23 protein-coding genes are annotated in these 25485 nt (G+C 71.3%); 10 read left to right on the top strand and 13 right to left on the bottom strand.

Annotation, left to right across the window (positions count from 1 at the left end; all coding sequences use genetic code 11):
- Positions 1–117: 117 nt before the first annotated feature.
- The 4 genes from OG866_RS25580 to rsmI form a co-directional block, all read right to left on the bottom strand.
- Entirely contained in the window at positions 118–1491 is a 1374-nt protein-coding gene (locus OG866_RS25580) for a ubiquitin-like domain-containing protein (protein WP_329338147.1), read from the bottom strand.
- A gap of 87 nt (positions 1492–1578) precedes the next feature.
- Entirely contained in the window at positions 1579–2469 is an 891-nt protein-coding gene (locus tag OG866_RS25575) for a TatD family hydrolase (protein ID WP_329338145.1), read from the bottom strand.
- 45 nt (positions 2470–2514) lie between these two features.
- The gene (locus OG866_RS25570) at positions 2515–2925 is read right to left on the bottom strand and encodes a hypothetical protein (protein ID WP_329338143.1); all 411 of its coding nucleotides are present in this window, start codon (positions 2923–2925) and stop codon (positions 2515–2517) included.
- Positions 2926–3173: 248 nt separating this feature from the next.
- Positions 3174–4022, bottom strand: a complete 849-nt coding sequence (gene rsmI, locus OG866_RS25565) for a 16S rRNA (cytidine(1402)-2'-O)-methyltransferase (RefSeq protein WP_329338141.1) — start codon at positions 4020–4022, stop codon at positions 3174–3176.
- A gap of 62 nt (positions 4023–4084) precedes the next feature.
- Here rsmI and OG866_RS25560 point away from each other — a divergent pair, with 62 nt between their 5' ends.
- From OG866_RS25560 to OG866_RS25550, 3 genes are all read left to right on the top strand, one after another.
- Positions 4085–5836 carry a dolichyl-phosphate-mannose--protein mannosyltransferase gene (locus OG866_RS25560; RefSeq protein ID WP_329338138.1) on the top strand — a complete coding sequence of 584 codons (1752 nt, stop codon included), beginning with the start codon at positions 4085–4087 and terminating at the stop codon, positions 5834–5836.
- A 94-nt stretch (positions 5837–5930) separates the two neighbouring features.
- Positions 5931–7565, top strand: coding sequence for a penicillin-binding transpeptidase domain-containing protein (locus OG866_RS25555; protein ID WP_329338136.1), 1635 nt, complete (start codon positions 5931–5933; stop codon positions 7563–7565).
- A gap of 100 nt (positions 7566–7665) precedes the next feature.
- Entirely contained in the window at positions 7666–9348 is a 1683-nt protein-coding gene (locus tag OG866_RS25550) for a penicillin-binding transpeptidase domain-containing protein (protein WP_329338135.1), read from the top strand.
- Here the strand turns inward: OG866_RS25550 and OG866_RS25545 are convergent.
- A complete protein-coding gene (locus tag OG866_RS25545; protein WP_329338134.1) occupies positions 9345–9695 on the bottom strand; it encodes an SsgA family sporulation/cell division regulator in 351 nt (116 codons plus the stop codon). The genes OG866_RS25550 and OG866_RS25545 overlap by 4 nt on opposite strands.
- 201 nt (positions 9696–9896) lie before the next feature.
- Between OG866_RS25545 and OG866_RS25540 the strand changes: the two genes are divergently transcribed.
- The 6 genes from OG866_RS25540 (at position 9897) to OG866_RS25515 (ending at position 14756) form a co-directional block, all read left to right on the top strand.
- Positions 9897–10946, top strand: coding sequence for an energy-coupling factor ABC transporter permease (locus OG866_RS25540; RefSeq protein WP_329338133.1), 1050 nt, complete (start codon positions 9897–9899; stop codon positions 10944–10946).
- A gap of 1 nt (position 10947) precedes the next feature.
- On the top strand, positions 10948–11709 hold the full coding sequence (gene cbiQ / locus OG866_RS25535) for a cobalt ECF transporter T component CbiQ (protein WP_329338131.1): 762 nt from the start codon (positions 10948–10950) through the stop codon (positions 11707–11709).
- Positions 11685–12500, top strand: a complete 816-nt coding sequence (locus tag OG866_RS25530) for an energy-coupling factor ABC transporter ATP-binding protein (protein WP_443063563.1) — start codon at positions 11685–11687, stop codon at positions 12498–12500. Before cbiQ ends, OG866_RS25530 begins: the two co-directional genes overlap by 25 nt.
- Positions 12501–12510: 10 nt before the next feature.
- A complete protein-coding gene (locus OG866_RS25525; protein WP_329338128.1) occupies positions 12511–12981 on the top strand; it encodes a MarR family winged helix-turn-helix transcriptional regulator in 471 nt (156 codons plus the stop codon).
- A 128-nt stretch (positions 12982–13109) separates the two neighbouring features.
- The gene (locus tag OG866_RS25520; RefSeq protein WP_329338127.1) at positions 13110–13556 is read left to right on the top strand and encodes an organic hydroperoxide resistance protein; all 447 of its coding nucleotides are present in this window, start codon (positions 13110–13112) and stop codon (positions 13554–13556) included.
- A gap of 45 nt (positions 13557–13601) precedes the next feature.
- Positions 13602–14756 (top strand): serine hydrolase domain-containing protein, encoded by a 1155-nt coding sequence (locus OG866_RS25515; RefSeq protein WP_329338126.1) that lies wholly within the window; start codon positions 13602–13604, stop codon positions 14754–14756.
- A gap of 4 nt (positions 14757–14760) precedes the next feature.
- On the opposite strand, the gene OG866_RS25510 is transcribed toward OG866_RS25515, so the two are convergent.
- The 7 genes from OG866_RS25510 to OG866_RS25480 form a co-directional block, all read right to left on the bottom strand.
- Positions 14761–15036 carry a DUF1876 domain-containing protein gene (locus tag OG866_RS25510; RefSeq protein ID WP_329338125.1) on the bottom strand — a complete coding sequence of 92 codons (276 nt, stop codon included), beginning with the start codon at positions 15034–15036 and terminating at the stop codon, positions 14761–14763.
- 92 nt (positions 15037–15128) lie between these two features.
- Entirely contained in the window at positions 15129–16592 is a 1464-nt protein-coding gene (locus OG866_RS25505; protein ID WP_329338123.1) for a toll/interleukin-1 receptor domain-containing protein, read from the bottom strand.
- A gap of 29 nt (positions 16593–16621) precedes the next feature.
- On the bottom strand, positions 16622–17467 hold the full coding sequence (locus tag OG866_RS25500; RefSeq protein ID WP_329338121.1) for a DMT family transporter: 846 nt from the start codon (positions 17465–17467) through the stop codon (positions 16622–16624).
- Positions 17464–17982: a YbaK/EbsC family protein gene (locus tag OG866_RS25495; RefSeq protein WP_329338119.1), complete on the bottom strand. Its 519-nt coding sequence runs from the start codon at positions 17980–17982 to the stop codon at positions 17464–17466. Before OG866_RS25495 ends, OG866_RS25500 begins: the two co-directional genes overlap by 4 nt.
- Positions 17983–18023: 41 nt before the next feature.
- On the bottom strand, positions 18024–18584 hold the full coding sequence (locus tag OG866_RS25490; protein WP_329338118.1) for a cysteine hydrolase family protein: 561 nt from the start codon (positions 18582–18584) through the stop codon (positions 18024–18026).
- 101 nt (positions 18585–18685) lie between these two features.
- Complete coding sequence (locus OG866_RS25485) at positions 18686–20911, bottom strand: MMPL family transporter (RefSeq protein WP_329338116.1); 2226 nt, start codon at positions 20909–20911, stop codon at positions 18686–18688.
- A 129-nt stretch (positions 20912–21040) separates the two neighbouring features.
- Positions 21041–21646: a TetR/AcrR family transcriptional regulator gene (locus OG866_RS25480; protein WP_329338114.1), complete on the bottom strand. Its 606-nt coding sequence runs from the start codon at positions 21644–21646 to the stop codon at positions 21041–21043.
- 170 nt (positions 21647–21816) lie between these two features.
- Between OG866_RS25480 and OG866_RS25475 the strand changes: the two genes are divergently transcribed.
- The gene (locus tag OG866_RS25475) at positions 21817–25086 is read left to right on the top strand and encodes a S41 family peptidase (protein ID WP_329338112.1); all 3270 of its coding nucleotides are present in this window, start codon (positions 21817–21819) and stop codon (positions 25084–25086) included.
- Between the two features lie 163 nt (positions 25087–25249).
- On the opposite strand, the gene OG866_RS25470 is transcribed toward OG866_RS25475, so the two are convergent.
- Complete coding sequence (locus OG866_RS25470) at positions 25250–25435, bottom strand: hypothetical protein (RefSeq protein WP_329338111.1); 186 nt, start codon at positions 25433–25435, stop codon at positions 25250–25252.
- Positions 25436–25485 lie beyond the last annotated feature (50 nt).

Genomic DNA, 25485 nt, shown 5'->3' with positions numbered 1-25485 from the left:
TCCCTCCACCCACCGCAACTGCGGGCAGTCGTGCCGCTGGGGCGGCACGGGTGGGCGCAGCGGCACCTCGCCGGCGCAGGCGAGCGGAAACCCGCCCGGCGCCGGCCCCCACACCGCTCAGCCGTGCAGCCGGCGCCCACAGTGCGGCCAGGGGCTCGCCCCGCGCCGTACGTACAGCTTCTTCGCCCGGAACGTCTGCTCCGCCGCCGGCGCGTCCTGCGGGCGTCCGCTGCCGCCGAGGCTCTGCCATGTCTGTGTGTCGAACTGGTAGAGCCCGCCGTACGTGCCCGAGGGGTCCACCGCGCCGGGCCGCCCGCCGGACTCGCACGCCGCGAGCCCCTGCCAGTTCAGCCCGTCCGCCCCCTGCACCGACGTCGGCATGGGCTTCGTGCCCACCTTCACCACCTGGGCCCGCGGCTCGCGCACCACCTCGGTCCTGATCCGCCGCGGCTTCTCCCGGACCCCGTTGACGGTGCGCAGGGAGTACGTGACCTTCCGCAGTCCTTCGCGTCCGGCCTGCTCGACGATCTCCGTGCCCTTGAACTGCGTGGGGTCCGCACTGCGCTCCACCCGGAACGGGATCGCCTCCTCGCGGACCTCCTTGGTGCCGGTGATCCGCAGCACGGTCACCGTCTGTCCGTCGCGCGGGAAGCTCTCCGGCGCGACCGACGTGGTGTCCTGCCCGCGCAGCGTGATGCCGGCCTCCTCGACGACCTCCCGCACGGTCGCCGCGTTGGTGCGGACGGTCCGTGACCGTCCGTCGGCCATGACGGTGACCGCGCGCTCGGTGCGCACGTCCAGCGTGAGCCCGCCGCGCCCGATGCGCTGGGAGCGTGCGGCGGACAGATACGCGCCCTCGGCACGCACCCCCAGCTGTCTGAGCGCCTCTTCCACCGTGTGCGCCGTGGTCCACACCTCGTGCCGCTGCCCGTCGATCGTGAGGCGTACGGGGCGCCCGTAGTGCACCGCGATCTCGTCGCCGCTGCTGAGCTCCGTGCCGGGGGCGGGCGCGACCACGTCGTGCGCTCCCACCTCGACACCTTCCTCGGCGAGCAGTTCGGTCACGTCGTCCGCGAAGGTGTGCAGGGTGCGCGGCTTGCCGTCGACGTTCAGCTCGACGGCCTTGTCCTCGGCGACGAACGCGGTGGTCCCGCCCGCGAGGAACGCGACGACCAGCGCCTGCGGCAGCAGCCGGCGCATGGTGTTGTCGACGCGCTCGGGGCCCCGAGCCTTCCGCCGGCGCGCGGCCCGCCGGTCCGCTCCGGCGCGCGAGGCAGGCGCGGGCACGGGCGCCGACGTGGGCACGGCCGTGGGCGCCGGCACCGGCGTGGCTCCTCCGGCGAGGTCGTAGGCGGGCCGGTACGTGTCCTCGTACGCCACCGGCATCGGCAGCGTCGGCGCCACCTGCACGCCGTAGGCCAGCGTCTCCGCGTTGTGCGGGTCGTAGGCCGCGCCGTACGGCTCGTACGTCTGGTACTGGGAGTTGCTCACGCCGACACGCTCCAGGGTCCAGAGAGACCCAGAACCTAGCGGAGCGGCCGTCACTCTCCAAAGCGACGCGAGTACTCAGCGTGGTGTTCAGTAGCCGAACGCGCGTGCCGTGTTGACGGCGAGGGCCGTGGCCAGGGCGTCCTCGTCGATCCCGCGCACCGCCGCCATCGCGCGCACCGTGACCGGAATCAGGTAGGGCGCGTTGGGCCGTCCGCGGTACGGCACCGGCGTCAGGAAGGGCGCGTCGGTCTCCACCAGGAGGAGGTCCAGCGGGGCCACCGCCACCGCGTCCCGCAGGTTCTGGGCGTTCTTGAAGGTGACGTTGCCGGCGAAGGACATGAAGTAGCCCTCGCGGGCGCACACCTCGGCCATCTCCGCGTCCCCGGAGTAGCAGTGGAACACCGTCCGCTCCGGTGCGCCCTCCTCCTTCAGCACGCGCAGGACGTCCTCGTGGGCGTCGCGGTCGTGGATGACGAGGGCCTTGCCGTGCCGTTTGGCGATCTCGATGTGGGCGCGGAAGGAGCGCTCCTGCGCCTCCTTGCCCTCGGGCCCGGTGCGGAAGTAGTCGAGGCCGGTCTCGCCGACGCCCTTGACCTGGGGGAGTGCGGCGAGGCGGTCGATCTCGGCGAGCGCCTCGTCGAGCGCCTGCGCGCCCCCCGGCTGCCGGGCGCCCTGCCGGGACCAGCCGTCGGGGTCGCCGTGCACGATGCGCGGCGCCTCGTTGGGGTGCAGGGCGACGGTCGCGTGGACGCTGTCGAAGGCAGCGGCCGTCTTCGCGGCCCACCGCGAGCCCTTGATGTCGCAGCCGACCTGCACCACCGTGGTCACACCCACCGACGCGGCCTTCGCGAGCGCCTCCTCCACCGTCCCGGACTGCATGTCCAGGTGGGTGTGGGAGTCGGCCACGGGCACCCGGAGGGGCTCCGGGAGCGGCGGCGCCGCGTTCTTGTCGGAAGCGGCGGAGGAGTTCGAAGGCATGCCCCGATCCTACGAAAGGGGCATGCCCACCCGGACCGGCGGAGCTCAGCTCGCCTTGCGGTGGTGGAAGGGGTGCAGGAGATCGGACAGCTGCCAGTGATGGCGCTCCTTGCCCTGCGCGGGCACCTCCGGCACCTCTACGGGGCCGGCCTGCGGGGTGCCGTGCTGATGGCGGTGCACCACGTCGAGCACCGAGGAGACCTGGCCCGGCCGCATGATGCGCACGACGTGGCCGTCGCAGTTCTGGCACGTGGGCCGGGACAGCGGGGACGGCACGACCTGCTGGTCGGCGACGTAGATGACGAACTGGTGGCCGTCGGCGTCGGTGTGGTGCTCGATCTCGTACGACTGCTCCCAGCCGTGCCCGCAGCGCATGCAGGCGAAGGAGTACGACTCGTGGACGACGGCGGTGGCGCCACTGCGCAGTGCGGCGGACTGCCCTGCGATCTCGCTCATGCCAGCTCCTCTGGTCCGCTGGACACCGGGACGGGTGCGTCCCTTCGACCAGTGGACGCTTCCGCCGCCGCGAATGCATCAGCCCTGTCGACTGTTGGACCCGATTTGGACCTTCCTTGCCGAAACGGCCCTGCCGACAGGGGCTGGGCTTTGCTTTCGGCCGTCGCCCTTTGCCTGCGCGTGGGGCGCGCGCTCAGAGGAGAAGCGCCCTGCTCAGGGGCGCTTTACGCCCCCCTCACAGACGTCGTCTACGCCCCCGCGTTCTTCGCCGCGACGACCGCGTCGAAGACCTCTCGCTTGGGCAGTCCCGCCTCGACCGCCACGGCCGCGATCGCCTCCTTGCGGCGCTCGCCGGCCTCCTCGCGCACGCGCACCCGGCGCACGAGCTCCTCGGCGCTCACGTCCTGCGCGCCCTTCTCGGGCGCCCCCTCCACGACGACGGTGATCTCCCCGCGCACCCCCTCCGCGGCCCACGCCGCCAGCTCCCCCAGCGGACCGCGCTTGACCTCCTCGTACGTCTTGGTCAGCTCGCGGCAGACGGCCGCCCGCCGTTCCTCGCCGAAGACGGAGGCCATCGCGGCGAGGGTGTCGTCCAGCCGGTGCGGGGCCTCGAAGTAGACGAGGGTCCGGCGCTCCTCGGCGACCTCGCGCAGCCGCGACAGCCGCTCCCCCGCCTTCCTGGGCAGGAACCCCTCGAAGCAGAACCGGTCGACGGGCAGCCCGGACAGCGCGAGCGCCGTCAGCACGGCGGACGGCCCCGGCACGGCGGTGACCTTGACGTCCTTCTCCACGCAGGCCGCGACGAGCCGGTAACCGGGGTCCGAGACCGAGGGCATGCCGGCGTCCGTCACGAGCAGCACGCGCGCGCCGCCGACGAGTTCCTCGACCAGTTCGGGTGTACGGGCGGCCTCGTTGCCCTCGAAGTACGACACGACACGCCCCTTGGGGGTGACGCCGAGCGCCTGGGTGAGGCGCCGCAGCCGCCGGGTGTCCTCGGCGGCGACCACGTCCGCGGCGGCCAGTTCCGCGGCCAGCCGGGGCGGGGCGTCCGCGATGTCACCGATGGGGGTGCCTGCCAAAACAAGGGTTCCTGTCACGTTTCCATCCTCGCAGGGCCCATCCACGCGACTCCCACAGACGTGTTCCCTACGATGGCGCGGTGACCAGTACAGCGTCGTCCATGGACTCCACGGACACCCGGCAGGACCAGCCGCCGCAGGACCAGCGGCCTTCGTGGCAGCAGCGACTGCGGCGTTTCGGCTACTCGGCGGGGCCCAGCAGCGATGTCCGGGACCGGCTGGTGCCGCCGTACGCGCGGCCCAACCCGCGCATGTGGGCGGCGCTCGGCTTCCCGAAGGCGCTGACGGAGCGGCTCGTGCGCTGGTCCGGCTGGGGCGGCCCGCTGCTCGTCACCCTGTTCGCGGGCGTGATCCGGTTCTGGCACCTGGGCAGCCCCAAGGCGGTGATATTCGACGAGACGTACTACGCCAAGGACGCGTGGGCGATCGTCCACCGCGGCTTCGAGGTGTCCTGGGACAAGAACGCCAACGACGTCATCCTCGACATCGGCAGCAAGGTGACGATCCCGACGGACGCGTCGTACGTCGTGCATCCGCCGGTCGGCAAGTACGTCATCGGCGTCGGCGAGCTGATCTTCGGCTTCGACCCGTTCGGTTGGCGGTTCATGACGGCGCTGCTGGGCACGCTGTCGGTCCTGATGCTGTGCCGGATCGGCCGCCGTATCTTCCGCTCGACGTTCCTCGGCTGTCTCGCGGGCGCGCTGATGGCCGTGGACGGGCTGGCGTTCGTGATGGCCCGCACCTCGCTGCTCGACGGTGTGCTGATGTTCTTCGTGCTGGCCGCGTTCGGCTGCCTGGTGGTCGACCGGGACAAGGCGCGCGAGAAACTCGCCGCCGCGCTGCCGGTCGACGCGGACGGCCGGGTCCGCCCGGACGCGCACACCGCGGAGACCACGCGCCTGGGGTGGCGTCCGTGGCGCTGGCTGGCGGGCCTGATGCTGGGCCTGGCCATCGGCACCAAGTGGAACGGCCTGTACATCATGGCCGCGTTCTGTGTGATGGCCGTGCTGTGGGACGTCGGCTCGCGCAAGGTCGCCGGCGCCCGCCACCCGTACACGGCCGTCCTCAAGCGCGACCTCGGCATCACCTTCCTGGCGACGGTCCCGGTCGCGATCGTCACGTACCTGCTGTCCTGGCTCGGCTGGATCCTCTCCCCGACCGACGGCTCCGGCGGCTACTACCGCAACTGGGCCGTGACCGACGGCAAGGACAGCAACTGGTCCTGGCTGTTCCCTGACTGGTGGCGCAGCCTGTGGCACTACGAGCACCAGGTCTACGAGTTCCATGTGGGCCTCAGCTCCCCGCACACCTACCAGTCCAACCCGTGGAGCTGGATCGTCGACGGCCGCCCGGTGTCGTACTTCTACGAGTCCCCGGCCGCCGGCAAGGACGGCTGCCCGGTCGACGCGACGGAGAAGTGCGCGCGCGAGGTCCTCGCGATCGGCACCCCGCTGCTGTGGTGGGCGGCGGCCTTCGCGGTGCTGTACGTGCTGTGGCGCTGGTTCTTCCGCCGGGACTGGCGCGCGGGTGCCATCGCCTGCGGTATCGCGGCCGGTTATCTGCCCTGGTTCATGTACCAGGAGCGCACGATCTTCTTCTTCTACGCCGTCGTCTTCCTGCCCTTCCTGTGCCTGGCCGTGGCGATGATGATCGGCGCGATCGTCGGGCCGCCGGGGGCGAGCGACACCCGGCGGGTGGCGGGGGCGACCGGGGCGGGCGTGCTGGTGCTGCTGATCGCCTGGAACTTCATCTACTTCTGGCCCCTGTACACCGGAACCGCCATCCCGATCGATGACTGGCGTTCACGGATGTGGCTGGACACCTGGGTCTAGTCAACAACTCGGCCACAAAGGGAAACACCCCTCACAGTTTTCACTCGGCCCACTTAAAGTGCGGAGGACTGATAACGGGGAGGGGTTCAGTTCCATGAACAAGGGGGTCAAGGTCACCATCATCGGCAGTGTGTTCGCCGTGATGGTGGGTGGGGCCGGGTACGGCGCGTTCAACATCGTGTCCGCGCTGAACGGCGACGGGGGCTCCGGCACGGAGGTCAAGACCGGTCCGCCCGACGCCGACGAGGTCCGGGAGACATCGGCGAAGTTCTTCGCGGACTGGGAGAAAGGCTCGGCCACGGCCGCGGCGCAGCTCACCAACAACAACGCATCGGCGCAGACCCTGCTGACGTCGTACGCCGAGGACGCGCACATCACCGGCGTGCGGATCACGCCCGGTACGGCCCGGGGCACCACCGTGCCCTTCACCGTGAAGGCGAAGGTGTCGTACGAGGGCAAGTCCAAGCCGCTGTCGTACAAGAGCTCTCTGACCGTCGTGCGCGGGATCACCACCGGCAGGGCGCTGGTCGACTGGAAGCCGTCCGTGGTCCACCCGGAGCTGCGGACGGACCAGGACAGCCTTGTCGTCGGCACGTCGTCCACGCCGCCCATCGAGGCCGTGGACCGCAACGGCAAGGTGCTGACGAAGGACAAGTACCCCTCCCTCGGCCCGATCCTGGACGCGCTGCGCGAGAAGTACGGCGCCAAGGCGGGCGGCACACCGGGCGTCGAGCTGTATGTGCAGCACGACGGCGACGGCTCTGCGGACACCTCGCTGCTGACGCTCTCCAAGGGCAGGGCGGGGGAGCTCCGGACCACGATCAGCGCCGGCGCGCAGGCCGCCGCCGAGAAGGCGGTGACCCAGTACGACAACTCCTCGGTGGTCGCCGTCAAGCCGAGCACCGGCGAGGTGCTGGCGGTCGCCAACCACCGCGACGACGGCTTCAACGCGGCCTTCGAGGGCAAGGTCGCCCCGGGCTCCACCTGGAAGATCGTCACCTCGGCGATGCTCATCGACAACGGCGTGACCTCGATGAACAGCCCGGCGCCCTGCCCGCCCGACGCGGTGTGGCAGGGACAGACCTTCCACAACCTCAAGAACATGCAGCCCAACGAGAGCGCCACGCTCGCCAACAGCTTCATGCGGTCCTGCAACACGGCCTTCATCAAGCTGATCGACGAGAAGCCGCTGACCGACGAGTCGTTGACGGCCGAGGCGCAGAACAAGTTCGGGCTCGGCCGCGACAACTGGAAGACCGGCATCACCTCCCAGGACGGCAGTGTCCCGGCCGTCAGCGGCCCGGACCGTGCGGCGGGCGCCATCGGCCAGGGCCAGGTCACCATGAACCCGCTGAACATGGCGTCCGTGACGGCCACCGCCATCACCGGCACCTTCCGCCAGCCGTACCTGGTCTCGCCGAAGCTCGACGGCCGCCAACTGGCCACCGCCGAGGGGCTGCGGTCGAGCACGGTCTCCCAGCTGAAGCAGATGATGCGGATGACGGCCACGCAGGCGCCGGGCACCGCGACGGGCATCATGCGGGGCCTGGCCGGGGACGACATCGGCGCGAAGACCGGCTCGGCGGAGGTCGACGGGAACGCCACCTCGAACAGCTGGTTCACCGGCTTCCGCAATGATGTGGCGGCGGCCGCCATGACCGAGCAGGGCGGCCACGGGGTCGACGCGGCCGGACCGATCGTGCGGGCCGTGCTGGTGGCGGGAGACTGAACTCACCCCCACAGGACGGGACTCTGGGGTGGTCGCCGTCGTTGAGGTGGTGGACGAGGACAACGGGAACCCCGGTGAAATTCGCGGAGGAACGAAGGCTGTGGGCAAGAGAAGGCGCGTCGCCGAGCGACGTAGGACGCACCGTCCCGCCGTGATCGGCGGGATGGTCGCCGTGGTCGTCGGCGGCGCCGGCTTCGCCGGGTACGTGCTGTACAGCGGTGGGGCGGCGGCCGAGGACCGTACGTCCTCGACGGCGGCCTCGGCCGACGAGAAGCCGAAGGTGAAGACGGGCCCGCTGTCCGCGACCGAGGTCAACACCACGACCCGGACGTTCCTGACGTCCTGGCAGCAGGGCAAGGCCGACCGGGCCGCCGCCGTCACCAGTGACACCGAGGCCGCCGCGAAGCTCCTCACCGGCTACACCAAGGACGCCCACCTCAAGGACGTCACCCTCACCCCCGGCACCCCGACCGGCGGCAAGGTGCCCTTCGCGGTGAAGGCGACGGTGTCGTACAAGGGCACCTCCAAGCCGCTGTCGTACGACAGTTCGCTCACCGTCGTCCGGAACACCACCACCGGCAAGCCCCAGGTCGACTGGCACGCCGCGGTCGTCCACCCCGACCTCAAGGACGGCGACACGCTCGTCACCGGTGAGTCCGGGACCCCGCCGGTCAAGGCCATGGACCGCGACGGCGGCGAGATCACCACCGAGAAGTACCCGTCGCTGGGCTCGGTGCTCGACGGGCTGCGCGAGAAGTACGGCAAGAAGGCCGGCGGCAAGGCGGGCGTCGAGCTCCAGGTCGTGCGCGGCAAGGAGTCGAAGAAGGCCAAGCTGTCCGACAAGACCCTGCTGGAGCTGAGCAAGGGCACGCCGGGCACGGTGAAGACGACGCTCAGCCCCACGCTCCAGGCGGCGGCCGAGGCGCAGGTCGCGAAGCGGGCGCAGTCGTCCGTGGTGGTGCTGCGGCCCTCGACGGGCGAGATCCTCGCCGTGGCGAACGCCAACAAGGGCTTCAACGTGGCCTTCCAGGGCTCCCTGGCGCCCGGCTCGACGATGAAGGTCGTCACCTCCTCGCTGCTGATCGAGAAGGGGCTGGCGTCGGCGGACAAGGCGCATCCGTGCCCGAAGTACTTCACGTACGGCGGCTGGAAGTTCCAGAACGACGACAAGTTCTCGATCAAGGGCGGCACCTTCAAGGCGAGCTTCGCCCGCTCCTGCAACACCGCCTTCATCAGCCAGGCGCCCAAGCTGGAGAACGACTCGCTGACCGAGCAGGCCCAGCAGGTCTTCGGTCTGTCCATGAACAACTGGGCGGTCGGCGTGCCCACCTTCGACGGCTCGGTGCCGGTGCAGTCGCAGGCCCAGATGGCGGCCTCGCTGATCGGCCAGGGCGCGGTGCGGATGAACCCGCTGAACATGGCGTCGGTGTCGGCGACCGTGGAGTCCGGCGTCTTCAGGCAGCCGTACCTGGTCTCCCCCGACGTGGACGGCCGCACGCTCGCGAAGGCCTCGCGCACGATGTCCTCGGGCACGCTCTCCCAGCTGCGCGAGCTGATGGCGTACACAGCGGCCTACGGCACGGCGGCGGAGGCGATGCAGGGCGTCTACGGCAACGTCGGCGCGAAGACCGGCTCGGCCGAGGTCGACGGCCAGAAGAAGCCCAACGGCTGGTTCACCGCCTACCGCGGCGACCTCGCCGCCGCCGGTGTCGTCCAGGCGGGCGGGCACGGCGGTGACACGGCGGGGCCGATCGTGGCCGCGCTGCTGAAGATGGGGAGCTAGCTGCCCACCGGGGTGGCCGTGTACGTCCGGCGCAGGAACCTGAGCAGTGCCTTGGACTCGAACTGCACCACAGAGACGCCGTGGGTGGAGTGGAACTCGACCACAGCCTGCACCCGCCCGCACGGCCACACCCGTACGTCCCCGGCCTCGACCGGCGCCCGCAGGCCCTGTTCGAGGAGCGCCCGCTCGAAGGTCCACTCGTGCGGCCCCGGCAGGCCGACGCGTACCGCGCGCGGGTCGGCGTCGGGGTCGTAGCGCAGGACGACGGGGACCGCCTCGGGTTCCGCGACCGTGATGTCGGCGTCCGTGACGATATGGGCTCGCGCGTACTGTTCGACTACCGACATCGGCTCGGCCCCTTACGCTGCGTGACCTGTGCGGAAGCTGTGCGACCGCTTCCCCTCCAATGTCGCACATTTTCCCGGGTCCGCCCCCGGACGCCGGACATCGTCGGGCATCTCACACAGCGAGGTCGCGGCGAAACCCACAGCGAGCCCACAAGAGGATCGCTCTTGCAACTTGTTCGCATTAAGCCGCATCATCTAACCGTGCATGTGCCTGATGGATTTATCGACGCCCCCGTATCCGCCGCGACCGGAGTGGTCGCGGCTGCCGCCGTCGCCGTGAGCCTGCGCGGTGCGCGCCGCGAGCTCGACGAGCGCACCGCGCCTCTGGCGGGCCTGGTGGCGGCGTTCATCTTCGCCGTGCAGATGCTCAACTTCCCCGTCGCCGCGGGCACCAGCGGCCACCTCCTGGGCGGCGCCCTCGCGGCGATCCTCGTCGGCCCCTACACCGGCGTGCTCTGCGTCTCCGTCGTCCTGCTCATGCAGGGCATCCTCTTCGCGGACGGCGGACTGACCGCGCTCGGCGTGAACATCACGGACATGGCCGTCGTCACGACGGTCGTCGCGTACGCCGTCTTCCGCGCCCTGGTGAAGGTGCTGCCCCGTAAGCGCCGGTCGATCACCGTGGCCTCCTTCGCCGCCGCGCTGCTCTCCGTCCCGGCCGCGGCCGTCGCCTTCACGTTCATCTACTGGGTCGGCGGCACCACCGACGTCTCCATCGGCAAGGTCACGACCGCGATGGTCGGCGTGCACGTGCTGATCGGCATCGGCGAGGCCGTGATCACCGCGCTGACGGTCGGCGCCGTCGTCGCCGTCCGCCCGGACCTCGTGTACGGCGCCCGCGACCTGCGGCAACGGCTCAAGCTGCGCGTCAACGGCGAACTCGTCGACGCGCCCGACCCGGTGGCCGTCCCCGTCGCCGCCCGCTCGCACCGCAAGGTGTGGCTGGCCGGCCTGGTCACCTCCCTCGTCCTCGCGGGCGGCGTCAGCTTCTACGCCTCCGCCAGCCCCGACGGCCTGGAGAAGGTCGCCGCCGACCAGGGCATCGACAAGAACACCGAGAAGCACGCCTCCGCCGACTCCCCGCTCGCCGACTACGGCGTCAAGGACGTCGACGACGCCCGGCTCTCCGGCGGTCTCGCGGGCGTGATCGGCGTCGGCGTCACGGTCGTCGCGGGCAGCACGGTGTTCTGGGCGGTGCGCAGGCGCCGTACCGCCGACGCGGACGCCTCCCCCGTGAGCGCGGGCGTCTGAGATGGGCGCCGGACACGCTCACAAGCTCTACCGGCACGGGCACTCCCCCGTGCACGCCCTGCCGCCGCACACCAAGCTCGCCGCGGTGTTCTGCTTCGTGGTGGTCGTCGTCTCGACCCCGCGGGAGGCGATGTGGGCCTTCGGGCTGTACGCCGTGCTGCTGGGCGTTGTCACGTACCTCGCGCGCGTGCCCGCCGGCTTCCTGCTCAAGCGGCTGCTGATCGAGGTGCCGTTCGTCGCGTTCGCGGTGCTGATGCCGTTCGTGGCGGAGGGCGAGCGGGTCGAGGTGCTGGGCCTCTCGCTGAGCGTCAACGGCTTGTGGGGCGCCTGGAACGTGCTCGCCAAGGGCACGCTCGGCGTGGCGGCCTCGGTCCTGCTGGCGTCCACGACCGAGCTGCGCGAACTCCTGCTGGGGCTCCAGCGGTTGAAGCTCCCGCCGCTGCTCGTGCAGATCGCCTCCTTCATGATCCGCTACGGCGATGTCATCACGGACGAGATGCGGCGCATGCGGATCGCGCGGGAGTCGCGCGGTTTCGAGGCGCGGGGCGTGAAGCACTGGGGGGTGCTCGCCAAGTCGGCGGGCGCCCTGTTCATCAGGTCCTACGAGCGCGGCGAGCGCGTGCACCTCGCCATGGTGAGCCGGGGTTACGCCGGTTCGATGCCGGTCATCGACGAGGTGACCGCGTCCCGGGCGCAGTGGACGTACGCGTTCGCGCTGCCGGGCGCGGCTCTGGTCGTATGTCTGTTGGGATGGATGCTGTGAGTGGGTTGGACGCTGTGAGTGGGTTGGATGCCGTGACCGCTTCTCTCGAGGTCTCCGGCCTCGCCTTCGCCTACCCCGACGGGCATCAGGCCCTGTTCGGCGTGGACTTCTCCGTCGCGCGCGGGGAGCGGGTCGCGCTGCTCGGGCCGAACGGCGCCGGCAAGACGACCCTCGTGCTCCACCTCAACGGCATCCTGTCCGGCGGCACCGGCAGCGTGCGCGTCGCCGGGCTGCCCGTCGGCAAGCGGCACATGGCGGAGATCCGGCGCCGGGTCGGGATCGTCTTCCAGGATCCGGACGACCAGCTGTTCATGCCGACCGTGCGCGAGGACGTCGCGTTCGGACCGGCGGCCGCCGGCGTGAAGGGCGCGGAACTGGAGGCGCGCGTCGACCGTGCGCTGGCGCGCGTCGGCATGGCGGAGTTCAAGGACCGCCCGCCGCACCACCTCTCCTTCGGCCAGCGCCGCCGCGTGGCCGTCGCCACCGTGCTCGCCATGGAACCGGAGATCCTCGTCCTCGACGAGCCGTCCTCCAACCTCGACCCCGCCTCCCGGCGCGAACTCGCCGACATCCTGCGCTCCCTGGACGTCACGGTCCTCATGGTCACGCACGACCTCCCGTACGCCCTGGAGCTGTGCCCGCGCTCCCTCATCCTCAGCGAGGGCGTCATCGCGGCCGACGGCAAGACGTCCGAGCTGCTCTCCGACGACGACCTGATGCGCGCCCACCGCCTGGAGCTGCCGTTCGGCTTCGATCCGCGTTCGGTGTCCGCCGGGTCGGACCGTCCGTGACAATGGGCGCGTGACGAACGAGGACCCCACAGCGGCCGACGGCTCACTGCTCCTCGACGAGCAACTGTGCTTCGCGCTGTACGCCGCCCAGCGCGCCGTGACGGCCGCGTACCGCCCGCTGCTGGAGGAACTCGGTCTCACCTACCCGCAGTACTTGGTGCTGCTCGTGCTCTGGGAGCGCGGCGAGACGACGGTCAAGGAGCTGGCGGCGGCGCTGCGGCTCGACTACGGCACGGTGTCGCCGTTGCTCAAGCGGCTGGAGAGCGCCGGGGTGGTGCGCCGGGAGCGCGCGGCCCACGACGAGCGCTCGGTGCTCGTCGCCTGCACGGGGCGCGGAGAGGAACTGCGGGAGCGCGCGGCGCGCGTGCCCGGCGCGCTCCTGTCCGCGACGGGGCTCGACGCCCCGGGCGTCGCGAGGTTGCGCGAGGAGTTGTGGGAGCTCGCAAAGAGGGCACACGCGGCGACCGAGCGCCCCTACTGAGCCCCTGCCGCCTTCTACTGACCTCCTGTTACCGCCGGTCGCTACCCCCTGCTCGTTCAAGGTCGACCTACCGACCGGTACCTTGTGCACGATGTATTTGCGCACACTCGTTCTCTGGGGGGCCAGCCATGAGTGACACCACCGTCGTCGACACCCGCCCGACGAAGATCATGTACGTCGCCGAGGCCACCGCCCACGGCGGCCGGGACGGCTACGTCACCAGCCAGGACGGCCAGATCGGGCTGAAGGTCGCGATGCCTCCGGCGCTGGGCGGCGACGGCAACGGCACGAATCCGGAGCAGCTGTTCGCGGCGGGCTTCAGCGCCTGTTTCCACAACGCGCTGGTGCTGGTGGGCCGCCGCGCCGGGTTCGACCTGACCGGTTCCATGGTCGCCGCGAAGGTCGGCATCGGCCCCAACGCCCAGCGCGGCTACGGTCTGGCGGTCGCCCTGAGCGTCTCGCTCCCCGTGCTCGACCAGACCCTCGCGAGCCAGCTGGTGGACGCCGCCCACGAGGTGTGCCCGTACTCCAACGCGACCCGCGGGAACATCGACGTGACGATCCTGCTTGGGTGAGACAGGGGCACACCCGCACCGGTCAGCACGCAGAGGAGTACGGCCGTGGACGTGAACGGCACAGTCGCCGAGGGCTTCGAGCCGGTCAGGGACGCGTTCGTCCGCAACTTCGAGCAGCTCGGGGACCGGGGCGCGGCCGTCACCGTGTACCGGGACGGACACAAGGTCGTCGACCTGTGGGCCGGCACCAAAGATGTCGACGGTGGTGAGCCGTGGCAGCGCGGCACCGCCCAGATCGTGCGCTCGGCGACCAAGGGCGTCGCCGCCGCCGTACCCCTGATGCTGGCCGAGCGCGGACGCCTCGACCTGGACGCGCCGGTCGGCGAGTACTGGCCGGAGTTCAAGGCGCACGGCAAGGAGCGGGTGCTCGTCCGGCAGGTGCTGAACCACCGGGCCGGACTGCCGGTCCTCGACCGCCCGATCACGCCCGAGCAGGCCCTGGACCCGCTGACGGGCCCGGAGGCCGTGGCCGCGCAGACGCCCGTGTGGGAGCCCGGCACGGATCACGGGTATCACGCGCTGACGTACGGCTGGCTGCTGGACGAGCTGGTGCGACGGGTGACGGGCCGCGGCACCGGTGAGTGGATCGCCGAGCAGATCGCCGGGCCGCTCGGGGCGGAGCTGTGGCTGGGGCTGCCCGAGACGGAGGCGCACCGGGCCGGGCGCGTGGGCCGGGTCGACGCGCCGGAGGCCGCCGCCGCGCCGCGGATGCGGCCGAAGCGTTCGGTGACCGAGGCCTATCAGGACCCCGACTCGCTCACCAACCGCGCCTTCGGCGCGATCACCCCCTTCCCCGACCAGAACGACCCGGCCTACCGGGCGAGCGCCCTGCCCGCGACCAACGGGATCGCCACGGCCGACGGTCTGGCCCGCTTCTACGCGGCGACGATCGGCGAGGTGGACGGCGTCCGGTTGCTGTCCCCGGCCACGGTGGAGCGGGCACGCGCCGAGGAGTCCGCCGGGCCCGACCGCGTTCTGGTGGTCAACACGCGTTTCGGGCTCGGCTACATGCTGCACGGCAGCGCGGCCCCGTTCCTCGGCCCGGGCTCCTTCGGCCACCCCGGCCGCGGCGGCTCGCTCGGCTTCGCCGACCCCGAGTCCGGCATCGCCTTCGGCTATGTGACCAACGGCCTGCGCAGGACGGTCACGGCGGATCCGCGGGCGCAGGCGCTGGTGCGGGCGGTACGGGCAGCCGTATAGCCGCCTATACGTGGATCGGGTGGGACGTCCGCCCGGACGCCGCGTCGATCTCGCCGTGCGCCTTGGTCAGCAGCTGCATGGCGAGTTCGTTGAGCGCGCGGGCCCCGGCGACCTCCTCGCCGACCCGCGGCTGATGCGAGTCGGTGTGGTGACGGCTGGCGTGGCCGTGGGCCCGTACCTCGCTGCCGTCGGGCAGCCGGACCATCGCCACCGCGCGCGTGTGATCGGTGTCCTCCATGAACTCCATCTCGACGTGCCATCCCACAGTGGTGTGCATCATGACGATCACCTCCGGAAGAACTCCTTCCAGAGTGCTACCGGAGAGGCGAACGCGACCAGTCGGCGAGCTGAGCGCTCGGTCCGCGGCGATTACTACTCAGGCTCCGCGTACTCCTCCGGCCGCGGTGCGGGCGCCGTCGGCTTGGTGCGTGCGGGGAGACTCATCGCGGCCACCCGCGCGGCCAGCGTCACCCGGAACCCGCCCACCTGCCGTACCAGCTCCCGCCGCTGCCGCCGCTGATACCGGTGCGCGAGCTCCAGCGTGCCGAGCGCGAGCAGCACGCCGATCAGCACCACCACCGCCAGCGTCACATACCGCCGGACCGTCCCCTCCCCGGCGTCGGCGAAGGCGAGCCCCGAGGCGACGGCCAGCGCCGCGATCAGCGCCAGCCACACCACGTACCCGGCGAACAGCCACGGATGGTCCTCCCGCAGCCACTCCCCGCGCGAGCGCCCCGCCTCGTCCGCCACCCGCCCGACCGCCCCGCCGATGTCCTCCAGCTCCCAGTCCGCCTTCTCCCGCTGCTCCAGCGAGAGCGGGGCGGTCATCCCGTCGAGGCGGACATGGAGCCGGGCGACCGCGCGGCGCAGCACGGCCCGGTTCACCCGCTCGGGCAGCCGGTGCGGCCAGCGGGCCCACAGGTCGTCGTCGCGGCGGCGCAGCCGGATGTCGGTCGCCGCCGCCCGGGCGACCGCGACGCCCAGGACCAGCAGCAGGACCAGCGCCTGCACCATGCCCAGGTCGCCGCGGAGCGCGCCGTACACCCCGACCAGGACCAGCCCGACCCCGACCGGCCAGGTCTTGCCGATGTACGTCCGGTGCCGGACCGCGTGCAGATCACGCTCCAGGCCGTCGACGGACCGCCGTACGACCCGCACGGCGGCGACCGCGACCAGCGGCGCGCACAGCAGCAGACAGCACATCAGGGCGGCGGTCAGGGTGTACGGCAGCACGCCGGTGCCGACCCAGTCGTCGTCCTGCGGCAGCGCGGGAACGCCGGCCAGGGTGGCCGCGGCGAGCAGCACGGTCAGCGCCCCCAGCCACCGCCCGGGGCGCGGCCCGGGCTCGTCGGGCGCCGGGACCGGCTGCCACTTCGCGCGCACGCTCCCCTCCAGCGCGGCGATCACCACGGCGAGGTCGGCGGTCCAGTGCGTCTCGCGCAGCTGGGGCGCGTTGAGCCCGGCGAGCGCCCGGAGCGTGTCGGGCAGTTCGGCGGCGGTGGGCATCTCGGCCCCGTCGAGCAGCACCGGCAGGACGAACTTCCCGCCCGCCAGCGCCCATTCGATCTCCCGCCGGACCCAGTCGTCCTCGTCCCCGAGCCGCCGGGCCCCGGACGGGTGCCGTGCGTCCGCCCAGCCGGGGTGGAGCACGGCGACCAGCGCGTCGCAGTCGCCGACCCGCTCCGCCAGCGCGTCCGCGAACCGCTGCCCCGGCAGCAGGGACGGCCGGTCCAGGAACACCTGCCCCCGGCCGAAGTGCCGCGCGAGGGCCGCGTCGAGATCGTCGACGACACCGGAGTGCCCGCCCCTGCGGTAGTTGATGAAGACACCGCTCATGGCCCACAGGTTAGCCAGTGACGGCTCGGTCACCCGGCGTGCAGCATGAGCCCGATCCCGGCCACCAGCAACCCGGCCGCGACGATCCGCGGCGCGCCGAACCGTTCCTTGAAGAACACCGCCCCGATGGCCGCGCCGACGATGATCGACGACTCCCGCAGGGCGGCGATCGGCGCCAGCTCGGCCTTGGTCTGCGCCCACAGGACGAGCCCGTAGGCGGCGACGGACAGCGCCGCCCCGAGCAGTCCGACCGCCGCGAACGGCCGTAGCTCGGCGATCAGTTGCCCGCGCCGACGGTAGAGCGCGTATGCCGGTACGAACACGCCCTCCAGGGCCATCAGCCAGGCGATGTACCCGAGCGACGATCCGGAGGCGCGCACCCCGAGCCCGTCGACGACGGTGTACGCGGCGATGGACAGGCCCGTCGCCAACGCGGCCCCGATCGCCGCCCAGTTGGGCCGACGCCCGCGCAGCCCCCACAGCGCGACGCCGGTCAGTCCCGCGCAGGACACCGCGATCCCGGCGGCGGCCCATCCGTCGGGCACCTCGTGGGCGAAGACGGCGGCGAGGAGGGTGACGACCAGGGGCGCGCTGCCGCGGGCGATGGGATACGCCTGCCCGAAGTCCCCCAGCCGGAAGGACTTCATCAGCAGCATGTAGTACACGACGTGGATCACGGCGGAGGCGATGAGATACGGCCACGCCCCCGCCGCCGGTATCGCCACGAACGGCACCATGACCAGCCCGATCAGCATCCCGCCGCCGGCGATCAGCGTGAACCCGACCAGCTTGTCGGTGATCTTGTGCGCGATGGCGTTCCAGCTGGCGTGCGTGACCGCGGCGAGCAGCACGGCCGCGGTGACGGCCGGCGTCACGCGGTGGGCTCGCGCACGTCCACGAGGTCGGCACCGGCGTGCGCGACGAGGTCCTTGGGCGAGATCGGGAAGACGGCGTGCGGATTGCCGGCCGCGGCCCACACGAGGTCGTGCTCCAGCAGCGAACGGTCGGCCAGCACCCGCGTCCTGGTCCGGTGCCCGAAGGGCGGGACACCCCCGATGGCGTACCCGGTGGTCTCCCGTACGACGTCCGCCTCGGCCCGCGTCACCTTCTCGGCCCCGAGCACCTCGCGCACCAGCTCGACGTCGACCCGGGAGGCGCCGTCCATCAGCACCAGCACCGGCACCCCGTCCGCCGCGAAGATCAGCGACTTGCAGATCTGGCTCAGCTCGCACCCGATGGCCGCGGCGGCCTCGGCGGCGGTACGGGTCGCCTCCGGGAACCGCCGTACCTGGGCACGCAGCTCATCGAGCCCCTTCTCCCGCAGGGCCTCGGCGAACAGGGGGTGGGCTCCGGAGTCGGCGGTGCCCGCTGGGCTGTCGGTCGTCGTCATGCGGGGCACGCTAGCGGTGGGTGGATGGCGCGGGCGAACGGTTAAGCCGGGTACTGAAACGTCACGTCCTTCGCCTCCGCCACCGCCGCCGTCCGTCCCGGCGCCGACTGGTACCGCCAGTACAGGTTGGTGTGGGCGATGACCTGGTCCGGCGGTGGGGCGCCCCACTTGCTGTTGTCGTCCGTGGTGTGGGCGTCGGCGACGAGGGTGACGTCGTAGCCGCGGACGAAGGCGCCGTGGAGGGTGGAGCGGATGCAGACGTCGGTCGACGCCCCGGTCACGATGAGGTGGCCCGCCCCGGCGCCCGCGAGGACCTCCTCCAGTTCGGTGTCCTCGAAGGAGTCGCCGTAGTTCTTGTGGATCAGGGGTTCCGCGTCCCGGCGTATCAGCTCCGGCGCGTACTCCCAGGCTTCGCTGCCCTTCACCAGGTCGTCGTCGCAGTGCTGGACCCAGACCACCGGGACGCCCTCCTCGCGGGCCCGGTCGACGAGCGCGGCGATGGTGGCGACGACCGCGTCACGCTGGTGGGCCTCGGCCACGACACCCTTCTGGACGTCGATCACCAGCAGGGCCGTGCGAGGTCGTGCGGCAAGTGTGGTCATGCCCGCCACGTTAGACCCGACCACTGACAATGGCCCCGGCCTGAACGGCCGAGGCCGTGGTGGAGCGGACTCCACCACGGCTTCGGTTCAGGACCCTGACGTCAGGCCGGTACGAGCTCCCGGTCCTCGTCCTTCTTGTCGTCGTCGGACTTGCGCAGGCCCTCGCCCTCGACGTCCACGTTCGGCAGGGCGCGGTCCAGCCACTTCGGCAGCCACCAGGCCTTCTTGCCGAGCAGCGCGAGCACCGCCGGGACGATCGCCATGCGGACGACGAACGCGTCGAAGAAGACCGCGATCGCGAGGCCGAAGCCGATCATCTTGATCATGGACTCGCTGGAGCTGATGAAGCCGCCGAAGACGGCCATCATGATCACCGCGGCGGCGACCACGACCCGGGCGCTGTGCTTGAAGCCGGTGACGACGGCCTGGCTCGGGGACTCGCCGTGGACGTACGCCTCCCGCATCCGGGTCACGAGGAACACCTCGTAGTCCATCGCGAGGCCGAAGACCACGCCCACCATGAAGATCGGCATCATCGACATGATCGGGCCGGTCTCCTCGACCCCGATCAGACCGCCGAGCCAGCCCCACTGGAAGACCGCGACGACGGCGCCGAGCGCGGCGAGCACCGAGAGCAGGAAGCCGAGGGCCGCCTTCAGCGGGACCAGGATCGAGCGGAAGACCACGATCAGGAGCAGGAAGGCCAGGCCGACCACCAGCGCCAGGTACGGGATCAGCGCGTCGGAGAGCTTCTGCGAGAAGTCGATGTTCATGGCCGTGGTGCCGGTGACCAGGACGTCGGTGTCCGTGGCGGCCTTGACGTCCGCCCCGCTGTCCCGGATGGCGTGCACCAGGTCCTCGGTCTGCGTCGACGAGGGCTTGGAGTCCGGGATCACGGTGATGGTGAAGGTGTCCCCGGCCTTGTTGAACGCCGCCGGCGTCACCGTCACGACGTCGTCGAGGCCCTTGATCCGGTCGGTGACCTCGGTGGCGGCGCCCTTCGGGTCGGCGCTGTCCTTGGCGTCGCCGACGACCATGAGCGGTCCGTTGAAGCCGGGTCCGAAGCCCTCCGAGAGGAGGTCGTAGGCGCGGCGCTGGGTGGTGGAGGTCGGCTGCGAGCCGTCGTCCGGCAGACCCAGTTCGAGGGAGGTGGCGGGCAGGGCGATGGCGCCCAGGCCGACGACGCCGAGGAGGAGCACGACGGCCGGGCGGCGGATGACGAAGCTGGCCCAGCGGGTGCCGAGGTTCGGCTTCTCCACCGCCTTCTCCGCCGGCTTCTCCGCCGCGTTCTTCGCCTGCTTCCTGCGCTTCTCGCCCGTCGGCCGGATCTTCTTGCCCGCGTAGCCGAGCAGCGCCGGGATCATGGTCAGCGCGATGAGGACGGCGATGACGACCGTGCCCGCCGCCGCGAGGCCCATCTTGCTCAGCATCGGCACACCGACCACCGACAGTCCGGCCAGCGCGATCACGACCGTGAGGCCGGCGAAGACCACCGCGGAGCCCGCGGTGCCGGTGGCCCGGCCGGCCGCCTCCTCGCGGTCGCGGCCCTCGGCCAGCTCGCCCCGGTAGCGGGAGACGATGAACAGGGCGTAGTCGATGCCGACCGCGAGGCCGATCATCAGCGCGAGCGTGGAGGTGGTGTCGCCGAGGTCGAGCGCGTTGGCGAGGGCGGTGATGGTGGAGACGCCGATCCCTACGCCGATGATCGCCGTCAGCAGCGGCAGCCCGGCCGCGACCAGTGAGCCCAGGGTGATGACCAGGACGACCGCGGCGATCGCGAGGCCGATGACCTCGCCGATGGCGCCCGGCTCGGCCCCGGCCTGGAGCGCGTCACCGCCGACCTCGACGGTCAGCCCCGCGTCCCTGGCCTCGTCCCCGGCCGCCTCCAGGGCGTCCCGGGTGGAGTCCTTGAGCTCCATGGCGGGGGCGTCGTACGACACGGAGGTGTAGGCGACGGTGCCGTCCTTGCTGACGGCGTTGGTCTTGTAGGGGTCGGTGACGGAGACGACCTCGGAGCCGTCGCCGAGCGCGGCCACGGTCTTCGCGACGGTCGCCTTGTTGGCGGCGTCGGTCATCTTCTCGCCGTCGGGCGCCTTGAAGACGAGGCGTCCGGTCGCGCCGTCCGCGCTGGCCCCGGGGAAGCGCTGTTCCAGCAGGTCGAAGGCCTTCTGCGCCTCCGTGCCCGGGATCGAGAAGGAGGAGGAGCCCGCGGCGGGGGCGCTGGCCGCGCCGACGCCCGCGAGCGTCAGCAGGGCGACCCAGATCAGGGCGACGAAATGCCGTCGCCTGAAGGCGAGCCGGCCGAGTTTGTACAGGAAAGTGGCCACGTGGGCGTACTCCCGGTCAGGTCGTGAGGTGGTTCAGGGGCAGGGGTGATCAGCCCGGTGGGTGGCAGGCGTGATCGTCCCGACGACGTGAGCGGGTACGTCAGGTGAGGGTCGTGCCGGGGAAAGGGGTCAGTAGTTCTGGTTGCCGAGGGCGGGGAGGACCACGGCGTCGATGTACGACAGGAGGAAGGCCTGTGTCGGCGGCTGCTCGTCGATCATCGAGCGGGCGGCGAACCCGCCGATCATCATGTGCATCACGAAGTCGATCGCGGGGTTGTCCGGGCGGATCTCACCGCGGTCGACCGCGCGTTGCAGCACGGTACGGAAATCCGCCACCTCCGGGCCGATGAGGTGTTCCTTGAACGCCTTCAGAAGATCCGGGTTGCCGTGGATCGCCATGGCCAGGCCTCGCATGAGCGCGGAGTTCTGCTCCATCTCGCAGTCGTCCGAGCGCATGGTGAGGGCGTGCAGGTCGCCTCGGAGCGACCCGGTGTCGATCTGGGCGACACCCGCGCCGCCGGGCTTGGTGTGCCGGACGGCCTTCGCGACGAGTTCGGCCTTGCCGCCCCACTGGCGGTAGAGCGTGGCCTTGCTGGACTTGGTGCGAGCGGCCACGGCGTCCATGGTGAGGGCGTCGTAGCCGACTTCGCGGAGCAGGTCGAGCACGGCCTCGTACAGCTCGGCCTCACGCTCGGGCGTGATCCGACTGCGACGCGCCGTTGCGACCTCAGTCATGCCGATCACCCTTTCCCACTCCGACTTCCCGCGCCGAACGACACGGTTTCGTACATGACGAATGTAGCGCACCCGCTAGCGAAACGAAACGGTTTCGTTCGTGTCATGGGTCACCCGGGGGCGATTATTCATAAGTTGCTCCGGTCCATCCCCCGGAAAAGCATAGGGAGGTGAGCTATCTGCGCCTGCCGCATCTGAGCGGTGACCTGCTGTGCTTCGTGGCCGAGGACGACCTGTGGCTGGCCCCCCTGGACGGAGCCGACCGCGCCTGGCGGCTCACCGTCGACCGCACCAAGGTGGGCCACCCGCGCTTCTCCCCCGACGGCCGCCACATCGCGTACACGAGCTGGCGCAGCCTCGTGCCCGAGATCCACCTGGTGGACGTGGCGGGCGGCCCCGGCAGACGGCTGACCTATTGGGGGTCGCCGGACACCCAGGTGTGCGGCTGGACCCCGGCCGACAGCAACGGCGGGGCGCAGATCCTCGCCGTCGCCTCGCACGGCGAGCCCTTCTCGTACTTCACCTGGGCCTACAAGGTGCCCACCGACGGCGATCCCGGCCGCAAGCTGCCCTGGGGCCCGGTCTCCGACCTCCAGGTCGCCGACTTCGACGGCGACCGCAGAACCCTGCTGCTCACCGGCACCCCACCGCACGAACCGGCCGCCTGGAAGCGCTACCGGGGCGGCGCCACGGGCCGCCTGTGGCTGCACGGCCACCGCCTGCTCGAAGAGCTCGACGGCCATCTCCACTCCCCCATGTTCGTCGGCGGCCGGATCGCATTCCTCTCCGACCACGAGGGCGTCGGCAACCTCTACTCCTGCGCCCACGACGGCACCGACCTGCGCCGCCACACCGACCACGACGCCTTCTACGCCCGGCACGCGTCGAGCGACGGCCACCGGGTGGTGTACCAGTGCGCGGGCGACCTGTGGATCGTCGACGACCTGTCCCCGGCCGGGACGCCCCGCAGGCTCGACGTCCGCCTCAGCGGCCCGCGCGCGGGACGCCGTACGTACCAGGTGCCGGCCGCCCAGCACGTGGACGGCGTCTCGGTCGACGAGACGGGCCGCGCGAGCGCCGTCGTCGTCCGCGGCAGCCTCTACTGGCTCACCCACCGCGACGGCCCGGCCCGTACGATCACCGACACCCCGGGGGTACGGGTCCGGCTCCCGGAGATGCTCGGCTCGGTCGGCCAGGTCGCGTACGTCACCGACGCGGACGGCGAGGACGCGATCGAGATCGCCTATCTGCCGCGCGCGACCGGCGACCGCGAGCCCAGACGCCTGGCCTCGGGCGAGCTGGGCCGCGTCCTGGAGCTGGTGTCCGACCCTCAGGGCGAGCGTCTGGCCATCGCCTCCCACGACGGGCGGCTCCTCCTCATCACTGTGTCTGATGATGCGGCTGCCGCCGCGGGGACGGAGGACTCCAACGGCGAGGTCACCGAGCTGATCCGCTCCGTCAACGGCCCGGTACGGGACCTCTCCTTCTCCCCGGACGGGGCGTGGCTGACCTGGTCCCACCCGGGCATCGGGCGCTCCCTGCGCCAGATCAAGATGGCCCGCATAAAGGACCGGTTGATCATCGACGTCACCAACGGCCGCTTCGAGGACGAGAACCCGGTCTTCACGCGGGACGGCCGCTACCTCGCCTTCCTCTCCTGGCGCGGCTTCGACCCGGTGTACGACGTCCACACCGGCGACCTCTCCTTCCCGCTGGGCTGCCGCCCGTACCTGGTCCCGCTGTCCTCCGCGACCCCCTCCCCCTTCGCCCTGAACCCGGAAGGGCGCCCGGCGGCCGGCGGCCTGGACCCGGCGGAGGACGAGCCGGGCGACGGCAGCGCGGTCACGGTGGAGGTCGAGGGCCTGGAAAGCCGCGTGACGCCCTTCCCGGTCAGCGCCTCCAAGTACTCGGCGCTGTACCCGGTGGCGGGCGGCGGACTGGTCTGGCTGCGCTGGCCGATCTCGGGCGCCCTCGGCGAGACCTTCGCCAACCCGGACGACACGAGCGGCCGTCCGACCCTGGAGTACTTCAACATCACCAAGGCGAAGAAGTCCGAACTCGTCGACGACCTCGACTGGTTCGCGGTCAGCGGTGACGGGTCGCGGCTGGTGATCGTCGACGAGGGCGATCTGCGCGCGGTGCCCGCCACGGAGTCCGGCGACAGCGACTCCACCGTCTGGATCGACGCCCGCCGCATCCTGCACGAGGCCGACCCGGGTGCCGAGTGGCGCCAGTCCTACGAGGAGGCGGGCCGGATCATCCGCGCCTACTTCTGGGACCCCGGGATGTGCGGCATCGACTGGGACGCGGTCCTCGACCAGTACCGCCCGCTGGTGGAACGGGTGGCGACCCCGGACGAGTTCGCCGACCTGCTCCGCGAGGTCCTCGGCGAACTGGGCACCTCCCACGCCTATGTCACCGCCGCCCGCCGCAACGAGGGCCCGCCCCACTACCAGCGCCGCCAGGGCCTGCTGGGCGCCAACCTGGTCCGGCGGGAGGCCGGTTGGACGGTCCGGCGCATCCTCCCCGGCGACTCCTCCGACTCCAAGGCCCGCTCCCCGCTGGCCGGCACGGGCATCCGCGAGGGCGCGGTCCTCACCCACGTCGACGGCCGCCCGGTCGATCCGGTGACCGGCCCGTACCCGCTGCTCGCCGGGGCGGGCGGTACGACGGTGGAGCTGACGTTCACCCCGGCGGAGGGCGAGGGCCGCGCACGGCGCGTGGCGGTGGTCCCCCTGCTCGACGAACGCCCCCTGCGGTACCAGGACTGGGTGGCCAAACGACGGCAGGTGGTACGGGAGTTGAGCGGCGGTCGCTGCGGCTATCTGCACATCCCCGACATGGGCGGCTCGGGCTGGGCCCAGTTCAACCGGGACCTGCGCATGGAGGTGTCGAGGCCGGCCCTGATCGTCGACGTACGCGGCAACGCGGGCGGCCACATCAGCGAGTTGGTGGTGGAGAAGCTGACCCGCACGATCCTCGGCTGGGACCTCACGAGAAACGCCCAGCCGGTGTCGTACGCCTCAAACGCCCCTCGCGGCCCGGTAGTCGCCCTCGCCGACGAGGCGACCTCCTCGGACGGCGACATGATCACGGCCGCCTTCAAACTCCTCAAGCTCGGCCCGGTCGTGGGCCAGCGCACCTGGGGCGGAGTCGTCGGCATGACCGGCCGCCACCAACTGGGCGACGGAACGATCATCACCGTACCGATGAACGCGGGCTGGTTCGACGCGTACGGCTGGACCGTGGAGAACCGGGGCGTCACCCCGGACCTGGAAGTCCTGCGCACCCCCCTGGACTGGGCAGAGGGCCGCCACGCCCAACTGGACGACGCGGTGCAACTGGCGGTGGACCTACTGACCACCAACCCACCCGCGACCCCGCCGGACTACTCGAACGTACCGGACCGATCAAGGCCAAAACTGCCGCCGAGAACATGAAAAGGGTGATGCGTTGATGCCGTAAACCGTAAGGGGCGCGGGGAACTGCGCGACAAGCCCCCACCGCCTCGCACCAGACAACGCACCTCAAAACAGCAACGCAAACATGGGGCGCCCCTCCTCAGGGCACCCCATGTTCAGCGGCTAAAGCCGAGCGCAGCGGCTACGCGTCGTAGTCCTGGTCGAGCCGGTCCTGCTCCTCGCGCTGGAGCCGCTCCGTCTCCTCGTCACGCGGCTTGCCGCGCTCCTGCTGACCACGCTTCGCCTGCTCCCGGCCCTGCTGGGCCTTCTGCTTGGCCTGCTCCTGCCACTGCTCCGACTTGTCCTGGAACTGGTCCTTCATACCCATGTGGGTTCACTCCCGAAGAGGGTGAGGGAAGAGCCCCTGTCCGGGGCCTC

This window comes from Streptomyces sp. NBC_00663, assembly GCF_036226885.1.
In the GTDB taxonomy this organism is placed as follows: domain Bacteria; phylum Actinomycetota; class Actinomycetes; order Streptomycetales; family Streptomycetaceae; genus Streptomyces.
The sequence above is the reverse complement of the archived record's forward strand: the minus strand, read 5'-3'. Positions and strand labels throughout refer to the sequence as shown.